Source organism: Prochlorococcus marinus str. MIT 0917 (assembly GCF_027359575.1).
Classification (GTDB): domain Bacteria; phylum Cyanobacteriota; class Cyanobacteriia; order PCC-6307; family Cyanobiaceae; genus Prochlorococcus_B; species Prochlorococcus_B marinus_D.
This window is the reverse complement of the sequence record NZ_CP114784.1, coordinates 219915-232601: the sequence shown is the minus strand read 5'-3', so window position 1 is coordinate 232601 and position 12687 is coordinate 219915. Positions and strand designations below refer to the sequence as shown.

The following is a 12687-nucleotide window of genomic DNA, read 5'->3' as shown; positions in this document are numbered from 1 at the left end:
CATTTATGTCACGCATTCTAGGTATCTGTTTATCATCTACTGTCTAGATCGGCAAACTACCATTAAAGTTTAACTAACTTTCCGAATAAGAAACAAAGAGTATGAGCGAACTACAGCGCCTTAAAGGGCTGCTGCCACCAGAAAACCAAAGCTGGGTATTCATTGAAGCCGCAGCAGCAATAGATCCTCCTCTTATCACGCTTGAAGAAATAGGGCGAGATGAAGTGGAGATTCAAGTTGACCTTGAGCAATGGGACTATTTAGCTCAAGATCATAGAAATCTATTGTTTTGGCATGAGGTGGGACGCATTCAAAATGACACCATACCAAGAGATGGCTGGGAAATGGCAGCACTTGCAATAGGTTTAGGTGGTGCTATTGGAGAATTATGGGTTCAAGATGGTTTGCTACTTTTAATGGCTCTTGGTTTATCAGGTTTTGCAGGTTATCGGCTTTACTTAAAAAATAATTCAGAGAAACGATTACAAGATGCGATATCCGCTGATGAGAGAGCTATAGATTTAGCATGTAGATTTGGATATAGCGTTCCAAATGCTTATAAGAGCCTTGGCGGTGCATTAAAGGATTTAGTTGAAAAATCTAGAAAGAAAAAAAAGCGAACATTCTATGAAGATAGATTAGAAGCACTAAGAAAGAGTGCTGAAAAAGCTCGCGCAGAAATGGCATCTCAAGAGGGATCCCAAAAATCAGTTACGAGTGAAAATGTTTATGGATAGTAGTAGGTTAGTTGAACTAGCTGCAATTGCTTGCGATGATATAAAAGCTGGTGATATAAAACTTTTAAAAGTTGATGAAGTGTCAAGCATAGCTGATTGGATATTAATTACTGAAGGACTTTCAGATGTTCAAGTAAGGGCAATAGTTAATAATGTAGAAAAGACAATGAAACAGGAAGCAGATCTACTTCCTCTTCGAAAGGAAGGAATAAATGAGGCGAAATGGGCATTATTAGATTATGGAGATCTAATAATTAATGTTTTTCAACCAAACGAAAGAAAATTCTACGATTTAGAATCATTCTGGAGCAATGGTATTATTCATAATTTTATAAATAATAAATTAATAGCATTAATTGATGAATAACCAAATATGCCCTGTGCCTCTAAACCAGAGGCCATTAAATGAATTTAATAACATTAGGAATTCTTGGATAATCTCCTGGCCTTTTTTAGAAAGAAATATTTTCTACAGAAAGTTAACATTTAGCTGGGTATTGATTACACCATTAAGTTTAACAATATGTTATGGAAGTGATTACCTCAAAAACAATATTTTTGAACTTTTAATTACAAGCCTTACTTCATCTATTGCTTTTCCTATATTATTACTAATTAGGCAATGGTTAAGCTGGCAATATATCTATAAACGCCTTAATTCTGAAAACATTGAATACGAAGAATCTGGTTGGTATGATGGACAGACTTGGGAAAAGCCAATTGATTGGAGAGCAAAAGATTTACTTATAGCTCAACACCAAATCAAACCAATTTTAAATCATTTACAAGTAATGATAATAGCATTGATTTTAGTTATTATATCTTCATTTTTATTTATACTTTCAGGGATGAATTAATACATGAATCTACAAAACAATTTTTCAAATCAAGGCAAGAATTATTTAAAGGTTCTAGTAAAAAGAGGTTCAAGTGTTGAATCCATTCATAGAGCCCATGCTTCAATATGTGATACAAAAGGAAGGAAATTAATGCAAGCAGGATCATCTGAATATGAAACATTCATACGATCAGCATTAAAACCATTCCAAGCATTGCCTTTCCTTACAAGTGGTGCTGCGGAAAAATATAATTTAGACAATAAGACATTAGCCCTGGCATGTGGTTCACATAGTGGATCATCAATTCAAGCGAGAACAGCATTCAAGCTCCTTTGGAATGCAGATATAGATATAAAGGAGCTCAAATGCCCAACCCCTAAAAATAGAGAAAGCAAACTCCAACATAATTGCTCAGGAAAGCATTCAGCATTTCTAGCAACCTGCAAAAAAATGAACTGGGATCTTGATAGCTATTTAATGGGACATCATCCACTGCAGAAAGAAATTTTCAGGAGAGTTTCCGAGCTACTTAAAATACCAGCCGAGGAATTAATCGCCGAAAGAGATGACTGTGGTGCTCCAACATTGCTTTTGCGTTTATCTCAAATGGCGGTTTTATATGCTCATTTATCTAGATCTGACCAACCTGAATTTGAAAAAATAACTCGTGCCATGACAAATCATCCAAACCTTGTTGCTGGAGAAGGATATTTTGATTCAGAATTAATAAAAAGAGGTCACAATCAAATTATCAGCAAAGGTGGAAGTGAAGGTATCCAATGTATTGGGCTTCTGGGGGAAGGTATTGGACTATCAATAAAGGTTGAAGATGGATCAAAAAGAGCAAAGCACGCAGTGGCAATACATCTTCTTCGACAACTCGAATGGATAACTCCATCAGCAATTGAGGAACTAGATGAAATTATTCTTCAGAAAAAGCCAGGTATCTACATAGAAATTGAGGGAGAATTAAAGATCCCCTAACCCAAACAAAGCATTATTTTCTGTCACATAAAGATGTATGCTCTTAATACCTCGCGGGGTAGAGCAGTCTGGTAGCTCGTCGGGCTCATAACCCGAAGGTCGGAAGTTCAAATCTTCCCCCCGCCACCAATTAAACCAAGCCCTCAGGGGCTTTTTTAATGCATTTTATTATATTTAAGGAAGTAATTAAACAAAGAGAAGAAGAATAGAGATCCTAGTTATAGCTTGATCCAATTTTGCAAGAAAACCCGTTTTACCCCCATAAAATTGTTTAGGAGGTCTGAAATATAGACAGGCAAAGGGATTTCATTTCTAAACTTTCGGGCTAGTGACCCGGAGTTCATCAAAAATATATAAATCTATCACCATCGCTAAAAACAGGCATATAAACAAGCTAGATTAACTAGATACATAATATTAAATTAAATTTTTTACATACACTGAGTAAATGAGTGAGATATATAACAACAATTATTATCTAGTAGTAAGTGGACCAACATGGAATGATGCTGAATCAAATGCCATTAACTTAGGGGGGCATTTAGTTTCCATAAACAGTCAATCAGAAAATGATTTTATAATTGAAAAATTTAAAGATAATTCAGGTCTAACAGTAGTTAGGAATGATGGTCTGCCTAATTTTCACTTTACATATATCGGACTATATGATGATGCAAATGGTAATTTCTTTTGGACTGATGGTTCTACTGTTAATTGGACAAATTGGGCACCCACTAATCCCTACGACAATGGCACTGGTCAGGGAAGTTGGGCTTCTCAAATAACAGGTATAGAATTAGATAATTATTGGGCTCCATCTTATGCAGGAAAATGGATAAATGGTGGTGCTAATAATCATAGTGGTATAGCAGAAATACCACTTTCTTATTTCTCTATTTCTGATTTAACGATTACAGAGGGCAATAGTGGAAATATCACAATTAGTCGTACCGGTGGAACTAATAGCGCACAGAACATAACGCTAACATCAACAAACGGAACAGCATCCGCTGGTTCTGATTACACCGCCATTAATACAAGTATTTCCTTTGCTGCGGGAGAAACATCTAAAACATTCTCAGTATCAACAACTAATGATAGTTCTAGTGAATCCAATGAAACTTTTACTCTTACAATAACTGCCTCAAATTCAGATACAGTTCCCGCACAAATCACAGATGGGAACGCAACCATAACGATTGATGAGGCTGCACGAGTCACCGGTCCTTCTGGTAGTGCAGGTGATTCATCCAGCACAAAATCCATCAATGAAAATACAACTGCTGTTCATACCTTTTCTGCCAATGAAAACGTTACCTGGTCTCTTAATGGTGGCGCCGATGCTTCTAAATTCTCAATCAACAGTTCCACCGGAGCTTTAACTTTTAGTTCTGCTCCTAACTATGAATCTCCCACTGATAGTGATTCAGGCAACAACTATGTCGTTGTCGTAAGAGCAACAGATTCAGCCAGCAATACTTCTGATCAAACAGTCACGATCTCAGTGGCCGATGTTGATGAAATAGATCCTAATATCACTGGTCCCTCTGGTAGTGCAGGTGATTCATCCAGCACAAAATCCATCAATGAAAATACAACTGCTGTTCATACCTTTTCTGCCAATGAAACCGTTACCTGGTCTCTTAATGGTGGCGCCGATGCTTCTAAATTCTCAATCAACAGTTCCACCGGAGCTTTAACTTTTAGTTCTGCTCCTAACTATGAATCTCCCACTGATAGTGATTCAGGCAACAACTATGTCGTCGTCGTTCGAGCAGCAGATTCAGCTAGTAATACCTCTGATCAAACAGTCACGATCTCAGTGGCCGATGTTGATGAAATAGATCCTAATATCACTGGTCCCTCTGGTAGTGCAGGTGATTCATCCAGCACAAAATCCATCAATGAAAATACAACTGCTGTTCATACCTTTTCTGCCAATGAAAACGTTACCTGGTCTCTTAATGGTGGCGCCGATGCTTCTAAATTCTCAATCAACAGTTCCACCGGAGCTTTAACTTTTAGTTCTGCTCCTAACTATGAATCTCCCACTGATAGTGATTCAGGCAACAACTATGTCGTTGTCGTAAGAGCAACAGATTCAGCCAGCAATACTTCTGATCAAACAGTCACGATCTCAGTGGCCGATGTTGATGAAATAGATCCTAATATCACTGGTCCCTCTGGTAGTGCAGGTGATTCATCCAGCACAAAATCCATCAATGAAAATACAACTGCTGTTCATACCTTTTCTGCCAATGAAACCGTTACCTGGTCTCTTAATGGTGGCGCCGATGCTTCTAAATTCTCAATCAACAGTTCCACCGGAGCTTTAACTTTTAGTTCTGCTCCTAACTATGAATCTCCCACTGATAGTGATTCAGGCAACAACTATGTCGTCGTCGTTCGAGCAGCAGATTCAGCTAGTAATACCTCTGATCAAACAGTCACGATCTCAGTGGCCGATGTTGATGAATCCATTCCTGATGTTATAGATCCAAATATTAGTGGGCCATCTGGTAGTGCAGGTGATTCATCCAGCACAAAATCCATCAATGAAAATACAACTGCTGTTCATACCTTTTCTGCCAATGAAACCGTTACCTGGTCTCTTAATGGTGGCGCCGATGCTTCTAAATTCTCAATCAACAGTTCCACCGGAGCTTTAACTTTTAGTTCTGCTCCTAACTATGAATCTCCCACTGATAGTGATTCAGGCAACAACTATGTCGTCGTCGTTCGAGCAGCAGATTCAGCTAGTAATACCTCTGATCAAACAGTCACGATCTCAGTGGTCGATGTTGATGAAATAGATCCTAATATCACTGGTCCTTCAGGTATTGCAGGCGATTCAACTAGCACAAAATCCATCAATGAAAATACAACTGCTGTTCATACCTTTTCTGCCAATGAAAACGTTACCTGGTCTATTAATGGTGGTGCCGATGCTTCTAAATTCTCAATCAACAGTTCCACCGGAGCTTTAACTTTTAGTTCTGCTCCTAACTATGAATCTCCCACTGATAGTGATTCAGGCAACAACTATGTCGTCGTTGTAAGAGCAACAGATTCAGCCAGCAATACTTCTGATCAAACAGTCACGATCTCAGTGGCCGATGTTGATGAAATAGAGGGAATCATTTCAGGAACATCTGGTAATGACAGCTTGCAAAGTACGACCAGTGATGATTCTATCGACGGTGGCAGCGGCACAGATACAGTTATCTTCTCGGGCAGCTTCTCCGACTACTCTGTCTCTCGTAGCACGGACACACTACAAATAGAAGATCAAAGAACAACTGGAATAACTGATGGCACCGATACTCTCAAAAATATCGAATACATTAAGTTCTCTGATCAAACTGTAGAAGAATCAAAAGTAGACGTAGTAAAGACATATAGCGGTAATTTCAGTGATTACAAGTTCTACAACAAAGGTAATGGTAAATATGAAATCAAAACTGATTCAGGTTATGACGACATAACAGGACTTCCATTATTGACATTTACAGGAGAAGCATCAACAAGTTCCTTTCGTGAAAATAGCGCCATCCTTGATATCAAAGGAACCTTTGATCAAGTCACTGGTTTAAATACAGATGATGCAAAAATGTTTCGCCTTTATAACGCTGCCTTTAAGCGTTTGCCTGATGCTGATGGATTGAAGTATTGGATTGGGAAATACACTTCGGGAGAGAATGATGATAGGGCTGTAGCACAATCATTCCTTGTCTCTGATGAATTTAAAGAACGGTATGGAGCGAACGTCTCTAATGCTAAATATGTTGAGACTTTATATGTCAATGTCCTCGGTAGAGACTATGACCAAGATGGTTACAACTATTGGCTAGGAAATTTAAATGCAGAAATCGAAACTCGATATGAACTTCTTCTAGGTTTCGCAGAATCAGCCGAAAATAAAACACTCTTTACTGAAATGACTGGGTTTGGTTGAAAAGTGTTTACCATCAAATAAGAATATCTTTTAGAGTAAAAGAATAATGACCTTATAAAGAAAAATGTAAATATTTTGCAAGATATATCTTGCAAGTTGAATATTAAATAGTATACATAGTTTATATATTAATTTAATATTTTATACCTTGTTAATTAATTATTTTAATGCACTTTAAAAGCAATGAATACTACAAAGGTTGTTGAATGGTCGTCAGAACTTTAGAACCGTGGATTTCAAAAAACGAGCTTTGCGAATATTTGAAGATCAACCGAAGAATTCTTGAGCAACTATATCCTTTGTTCACTGAGGGAGCTCATTACAGGAGAAAGAATCCGCTTAAAGAGAACAGTATCAAGGTTTGGAAAGCAACGAAGGTGGATCAATTGCTATGTGAATCCAACTCAATCCTAACGAGGAGAATAAAGAAAATAAAATTTAAAAATCAACTCGAATGATCGAAGCGACCCGAAAGATTTTGGGAATTCAAAGAAAGAAAAAATCCTTCTCTCCCCCCAGAAATCTCCCCATCTATTTTTTCAAGTCAGTCATATCAATGGATTTACTGATATTATGCTCGGCTCATAACCCGAAGGTCGGAAGTTCAAATCTTCCCCCCGCCACCAAATAAAAAGCCCTAATGGGCTTTTTTAATGCGTTGAAGAAATCCAAGAAGATAGAGCTCACCAAATTCACTTAAAAGCTGATGTACTTAGGCTATTTATTCACACTTGTCCAGTTTTCAAGAATTCAAGAAGAAAGTTGATCAATTAAAAATCATAGAGAGAGAATAAGCTATCCATAACCATTAGGATTTTTAATTTGCCAATTCCATCCATCTAAACAAATCTGCTCTAATGATCTTTTTGGAGTCCAAGATAATAATTTCTTGGCTTTTGAAATATCCGCATAAGATTTAGCGACATCACCATCTCTTCTACTTTGAATTGCAAAAGGAATCTTACAACCTATAGACAACTCGAATTGTCTAATAATCTGAAAGACAGAATATCCTTTACCAGAACCCAAATTAACAAATTCTAAACATGATTCTTTAGAATTTAAATAATCGATTGATGCTAAATGACCTTCAGCTAAATCAATAATATGAATGTAATCACGAATACCAGAGCCATCACTCGTATCCCAATCATCACCATAAATATTTAAAAGTTTCTGTCGTCCTATTGCGACCTGAGTTAAGAAAGGAAATAGATTATTTGGAATACCAATAGGATCTTCACCAATAAAACCAGAAGGATGAGCTCCTACAGGATTAAAATAACGTAAAGAACATATTTTCCATAAATTAATATTAGAATTGTATAAATCATAAAATATATTTTCAATAGCTACTTTAGTTTTTCCATAGGGATTTATTGGTGCAATTTTATGATCTTCTGCCATAGGAACAGAGTCACTCAAGCCATAAATAGTTGCACTACTGCTAAAAACCAAGGAGTAACATTTATATTCATTCATAGTAAGTAAAAGATTTAGTGTGCCAAGTACATTCACATCCCAATAATGAAGAGGATTAGTCAATGATTCAGATACTGATTTCAAGCCTGCCAAATGAACTACAGTATCTATAGGTTTATTCTCTTTAATAGAATCAAGAAAAATATTATCTAGTAGTTGTTTATCTCTAATATCACCATTAATAGTTTCTAATTTATATTTTAATTTTTTATTATCTAAATATTTTTTAATACGAAGAATGACATTAGATGAGCTATTTACAAACGAGTCTAATATTAAAACATCAAATCCTCTTTCTAACAACAACAAAGCTATATGAGAACCTATAAATCCTGAACCGCCAGTCAAAAGAACCCTCATAATATTCTATGGTTATACTTTAGAAAAAAAATAAATCATTCGAAGTCAGCTTAAAAATGGAAAGGAAATTTTCTTATTAATTATAATTGACAGATTAGCATCTAATTCAAACCGATTTGATTTAGATGCTAACTTTTTTATAAAATTGCTAATTAGATGTTTTTATGTATTGTGAAAACCTAATTGTAGATTAATAATTGTTAGACCCATTATTGTAATATCACTACAAATTAAAATAGGATATTTAATTGATTTGGAGAAAGCTATTAAATTCTGTATTTAATAAACCGAATAAAAAGAGTAAAAATATAAAACAAAGAAGATACTCAATATAATGAGAAGGATCATTTTAATCAAAACAATAAATGAAGAAAGACAACCTCAAGAGAATTATCAAACAATTTGAAACTTTGATTGAAGAGTTGAAAAGTGAGGTCTACTCTGATAAAGATTCATATGTTCATCCTTGGGATGAACATATGAAAAACACACCTAGAATAATTAATACAGAAGACGATGATGGATATGCAGATTAACTCGCCAGGTCGACCGAAGGAAGATAAAATAAACATAAAGAATTCAATTTCCTTGTTTTTTTAGTAAATTTACCTATTGCTATAAAACGATATTAAATGCAAATTATGAAAAAAGAATTTGTTAATGGCTCCTTTACCTCAACTAGTGAAAGCTACCGCACAAGGAGGTACTATTCATAAATATCAACTTTCAGGTGGTAAAACCTCTTTCATGAGATACCTAGGTTGCTACCTAGGTACATGTAAATTCTGCAATGATATTGAAGAAGCATCTGAGTTCGTATCAAGTATTGAGGTTTCTCCAAAAACCCTTTGAAGAAGCAAAAGCTTAAATTCAATAACAACTTAATAAAGCTGCCTTTAACGGCGAACAAACTTCGAAGTTTTTTTATGTAAATATAATCGGTACTAGAAGGCTTTAGGTGCTATTTTTTTTGAGTATTAAGCATAGAAGGAGAACACTCTTTTGATGAGAAACCTTTATCTCACTGAAAGATCTGCTTGGTTATGAACGAAGAAAAAGGAAAAGATAATAAACCATTTGAATATGAGACTAATAATCTCATTAGATCTAATTTTAATGAGAGTGAAACTGTAAAAGACATTGAGAATATTGCTCCCAAGCCTTCCAATCAATTAACTAATGGACTTTTAGGTTGGTATTCAGTCTCTAGCAGCGAGTCAATAAAGGAGGGAAAACTAAATCACTTTACGATTTATAACGAGCCACTTGTTTTGTATCGCGATAGAGAAGGTATTGTTCGATGTGTAAAAGATGTATGTCCTCATAGAGGAGCATCATTTTTAGGTGGTGAAATAATCAATGGTCAACTTGTTTGCCCTTATCACGGTGCTAGGTTCTCATCACAAGGTAGCTGCACAAATTTAGACAGAATAACTTGTCAACATATCATTGATTCTAATTATGATAACTATGCAAAAAGCATAAAACTCTTTCAATATCCATGTGTAGAGAAAGAAGGTTATATATACATTTACTATACTGGAACTCCTCTTGCAAACATTGAAGACTTTGAAATAAAATCATCAATAAACAGCCTACTTCCTGACTCATACGGATTTCCATCTTTAGAATATGAATATGAAGAAGTTTATGTAGATTTCAAGGCAGATTGGGCAAGAATTATTGAAAATCATCTAGATATATTACATGTATTCTGGATGCATGGAGGCACAATTCCAGACAAAAACGTAAACAGAGAAACTATAACTAGTTTCAATCAAAAAATAAAAAGGGATAATAGACAAATAGAAAGTATATATTCTTATAAAACAAATGGGCAAGATGAGTTTATCAGAATAAAATTTGTACCTCCCGGCAGAATATTTATATATAAAGGCTCACCTGAAAGTACAAGATATATTCAAGTTCTTGATCATATTCCACTAGGAAATAATAAAGCAAGAGTCATTGTAAGGCATTATAGAAAATTCCTTAAAAATAAACTATTCACAACTCTAGTTTTATTTAGTCATTTACAAAGAAGGACATTTTATAAGATTTTTACTGAAGATTATTTAGTCTTAAAAACCCAAACTTTTAATGATCAGATGGGTTACATACAAAAAGATAATGTAAAACTATTAGGTGAAGATAAAATGGTTCAATATTATTGGGATTGGCTTCAAAATGCATTAAATAAAGAAAAGCCATGGGACTTACATCCAACTAATTCATTGACTAACTCAGTCCATGAGGATAGAGGAATGCAATATCCTCCAGAAAATCCCAATATGGCTATAAAGAACAATAGAAAGATAATTATCAAACTTTTAACTAGATTATTGTTCCCAATAAGTTTTATTCTGCTATTAATATAATCAAAATAGATTATAAATTTAGTGGTTACATAAATGAGAGATAAAACTCGAAAAGATGAAATAAACTGGGCAAGCTTAAAAAATATAAATGTATATATTGATCAAAATAAAATCTTATCGGATATAAACATAAATCTTCGTTATGGAGAAAATATACTCATATTAGGACCAAATGGATCTGGTAAATCTACTTTTCTAAAGTTATTAAACAGATCAATATATCCAATCAATTCAAATAATAGTTCATTTAAAATGTTTAACAAAGAAAATATAAATATTTGGGATTTAAGAAAAAAGATAGGATTTCTATTTAAAGAAATGGAGCAAAGGGTAAATAATGGAGTGAAGCTGTACGATGTAATCAGCTCAGGATTCTCAGGGGTTTTTAATTCTAGATATTCAAACTTACTTTCAGAAAGAGAGAAAATTAAAATTGAAAATCTAACAAATGAATGGGAACTAAGTAATATTATTTCTAACGAATTCCAATCACTTTCTGATGGTCAGAAAAGAAGAGCATTAATTGCAAGAGCTCTTGTTTATGAACCTAATATACTAGTACTAGATGAGCCATTTTGTAATTTAGATATAAAATCAAATTTCATCTTGAATCTAAACCTAAACAAATTAATTAACCAGTCAGTAAATGTAGTTTATGTAACACATAATCTAGAATCTATTTTACCTAAAACCAATAGAGTTATCCTAATAAAAGAAGGTAAAATATTAAATGATGGAAGCCCTAATGAATTAATAAATACAAAAATACTTAGTGATCTTTTTAACATATCAATTAAAGTAATAGAACAAGAAGGATATTGGAGAATGCTCCCATTAAGTAGCTAAATAACAACAAGAATAAAGGCAAGTATTAATATACAAATAAAAAGAGAGTATTTATTATTAAATGAAAACTTATTGTAAATACCTTTTCTATTAATTACTCTTCTACCAACTCCGAAAGGGGTTCCACATGAATTGCATACTAATCTTCCAGATAATGCACGATCAGCTCTTAGATTAGAACTTCCACAAACCAAGCATTTATTCCCAATCATAAGAGTTTATTTAATTAATTCAAAATATCATCTAAAAATGATAATGGTGCACTCATTTTGCTTGCATAGCCTAAAAGACTTTCAGAAATAAATTCATATAAAACCTCATCATTTTCATTTAATAGTATTGTTGCTCCTCTTTGAGTTAGGAATGCAGAATCAGGAACATAAGTATTCCAATTCAAAAGAATTTCAATCATATTCATAAGTCTCCTTGTTGCAAGCTCAAAAGGGCGTAAATTTTGTTTTTTTGAAAAAATATCAAACATATTTCCTTTCATCAAACAGAAAGGTCCTAAATTTATATCTTCGTCAAAAGCGAATAAACTCTTTGCATTTGCGTCACCTAAATACCCCCTTAAAACTTCCTTGATTGTACCGCTAGAACTTATTCCCATGCACATAATCAATAAATTAATAATTGCTGGCATTTCCGAGACAAACCCAGGATTAAGATTAAGTTTTTTGTGGAGTTCAGCATCCGGTACAGCAAAAACATTTTTTATATCAATTTTATTGAACTTACAAAAAGATTCTTTAGAGTTTTCGCTCCCAATGCCTATCAATATCAAATCAACTGAATTATTGGCCAACCTAGTTGATTGAGCTGATAATTGCTGAGAGTATTCAAAACTATCAAAATCAGCAAAAGAACCAAGCAAAACTATTAGGGTTTTTCTCTGATCGAGAAAAATTCTCTCTTTTCCAAAAAACTCTTTAATGACATTTTTATAATTCATTAATTCATTTGGTTTGTTTTCAAAATAACAAAGTCAGGCAGTGGATCTTGAGTTTTGACTATATGTGAAAGTAAATACCGTAGTGATTATAAGGACTTTAAGGATTAAATCTTCCCTTAACACGAAGATCATATTTAGTAGCAGATGTTCGTGA

General features: G+C 34.2%; 12 protein-coding genes and 1 tRNA gene. 10 read left to right on the top strand and 3 right to left on the bottom strand.

What is annotated here, in order from left to right; genetic code table 11:
- The first annotated feature begins 101 nt into the window (after positions 1-101).
- From O5637_RS01230 to O5637_RS01205, 6 genes are all read left to right on the top strand, one after another.
- Positions 102-737, top strand: a complete 636-nt coding sequence (locus O5637_RS01230) for a DUF3318 domain-containing protein (protein WP_269605407.1) — start codon at positions 102-104, stop codon at positions 735-737.
- Positions 730-1104, top strand: coding sequence for a ribosome silencing factor (rsfS, locus tag O5637_RS01225; RefSeq protein ID WP_269605405.1), 375 nt, complete (start codon positions 730-732; stop codon positions 1102-1104). The genes O5637_RS01230 and rsfS overlap by 8 nt, the downstream gene beginning before the upstream one ends.
- Positions 1097-1594: a CGLD27 family protein gene (locus O5637_RS01220; protein WP_269605404.1), complete on the top strand. Its 498-nt coding sequence runs from the start codon at positions 1097-1099 to the stop codon at positions 1592-1594. The genes rsfS and O5637_RS01220 overlap by 8 nt, the downstream gene beginning before the upstream one ends.
- Before the next feature lie 3 nt (positions 1595-1597).
- Positions 1598-2560, top strand: a complete 963-nt coding sequence (locus tag O5637_RS01215) for an asparaginase (RefSeq protein ID WP_269605402.1) — start codon at positions 1598-1600, stop codon at positions 2558-2560.
- Positions 2561-2612: 52 nt separating this feature from the next.
- Positions 2613-2689, top strand: a tRNA-Met gene (locus tag O5637_RS01210).
- A 319-nt stretch (positions 2690-3008) separates the two neighbouring features.
- Positions 3009-6515, top strand: a complete 3507-nt coding sequence (locus O5637_RS01205; protein WP_269605400.1) for a DUF4214 domain-containing protein — start codon at positions 3009-3011, stop codon at positions 6513-6515.
- 795 nt (positions 6516-7310) lie between these two features.
- On the opposite strand, the gene galE is transcribed toward O5637_RS01205, so the two are convergent.
- On the bottom strand, positions 7311-8357 hold the full coding sequence (gene galE / locus O5637_RS01200) for a UDP-glucose 4-epimerase GalE (RefSeq protein ID WP_269605398.1): 1047 nt from the start codon (positions 8355-8357) through the stop codon (positions 7311-7313).
- A 365-nt stretch (positions 8358-8722) separates the two neighbouring features.
- Between galE and O5637_RS01195 the strand changes: the two genes are divergently transcribed.
- From O5637_RS01195 to O5637_RS01180, 4 genes are all read left to right on the top strand, one after another.
- Positions 8723-8893, top strand: coding sequence for a hypothetical protein (locus O5637_RS01195; protein WP_269605396.1), 171 nt, complete (start codon positions 8723-8725; stop codon positions 8891-8893).
- A gap of 124 nt (positions 8894-9017) precedes the next feature.
- Entirely contained in the window at positions 9018-9209 is a 192-nt protein-coding gene (locus tag O5637_RS01190) for a hypothetical protein (RefSeq protein ID WP_269605394.1), read from the top strand.
- Between the two features lie 191 nt (positions 9210-9400).
- Positions 9401-10735, top strand: a complete 1335-nt coding sequence (locus tag O5637_RS01185) for a Rieske 2Fe-2S domain-containing protein (RefSeq protein ID WP_269605392.1) — start codon at positions 9401-9403, stop codon at positions 10733-10735.
- 33 nt (positions 10736-10768) lie between these two features.
- Positions 10769-11581, top strand: a complete 813-nt coding sequence (locus tag O5637_RS01180) for an ATP-binding cassette domain-containing protein (RefSeq protein WP_269605390.1) — start codon at positions 10769-10771, stop codon at positions 11579-11581.
- Here O5637_RS01180 and O5637_RS01175 read toward each other — a convergent pair.
- Both O5637_RS01175 and O5637_RS01170 read right to left on the bottom strand, forming a co-directional pair.
- The gene (locus tag O5637_RS01175; protein ID WP_269605388.1) at positions 11578-11793 is read right to left on the bottom strand and encodes a transcriptional regulator; all 216 of its coding nucleotides are present in this window, start codon (positions 11791-11793) and stop codon (positions 11578-11580) included. The two genes, O5637_RS01180 and O5637_RS01175, sit on opposite strands and share 4 nt — an antisense overlap.
- A gap of 14 nt (positions 11794-11807) precedes the next feature.
- The gene (locus tag O5637_RS01170; protein WP_269605386.1) at positions 11808-12533 is read right to left on the bottom strand and encodes an AhpC/TSA family protein; all 726 of its coding nucleotides are present in this window, start codon (positions 12531-12533) and stop codon (positions 11808-11810) included.
- Positions 12534-12687: the final 154 nt, after the last annotated feature.

Excerpts from the sequence above, each read along its gene's own strand:
- O5637_RS01230 (WP_269605407.1), top strand. The coding sequence starts at position 102 with ATGAGCGAACTACAGCGCCTTAAAGGGCTGCTGCCACCAGAAAACCAA.
- rsfS (WP_269605405.1), top strand. The coding sequence starts at position 730 with ATGGATAGTAGTAGGTTAGTTGAACTAGCTGCAATTGCTTGCGATGAT.
- O5637_RS01215 (WP_269605402.1), top strand. The coding sequence starts at position 1,598 with ATGAATCTACAAAACAATTTTTCAAATCAAGGCAAGAATTATTTAAAG.
- O5637_RS01175 (WP_269605388.1), bottom strand. The coding sequence starts at position 11,793 with ATGATTGGGAATAAATGCTTGGTTTGTGGAAGTTCTAATCTAAGAGCT.
- galE (WP_269605398.1), bottom strand. The coding sequence starts at position 8,357 with ATGAGGGTTCTTTTGACTGGCGGTTCAGGATTTATAGGTTCTCATATA.
- O5637_RS01205 (WP_269605400.1), top strand. The coding sequence starts at position 3,009 with ATGAGTGAGATATATAACAACAATTATTATCTAGTAGTAAGTGGACCA.
- O5637_RS01220 (WP_269605404.1), top strand. The coding sequence starts at position 1,097 with ATGAATAACCAAATATGCCCTGTGCCTCTAAACCAGAGGCCATTAAAT.
- O5637_RS01185 (WP_269605392.1), top strand. The coding sequence starts at position 9,401 with ATGAACGAAGAAAAAGGAAAAGATAATAAACCATTTGAATATGAGACT.
- O5637_RS01190 (WP_269605394.1), top strand. The coding sequence starts at position 9,018 with ATGGCTCCTTTACCTCAACTAGTGAAAGCTACCGCACAAGGAGGTACT.
- O5637_RS01170 (WP_269605386.1), bottom strand. The coding sequence starts at position 12,533 with ATGAATTATAAAAATGTCATTAAAGAGTTTTTTGGAAAAGAGAGAATT.
- O5637_RS01195 (WP_269605396.1), top strand. The coding sequence starts at position 8,723 with ATGAAGAAAGACAACCTCAAGAGAATTATCAAACAATTTGAAACTTTG.
- O5637_RS01180 (WP_269605390.1), top strand. The coding sequence starts at position 10,769 with ATGAGAGATAAAACTCGAAAAGATGAAATAAACTGGGCAAGCTTAAAA.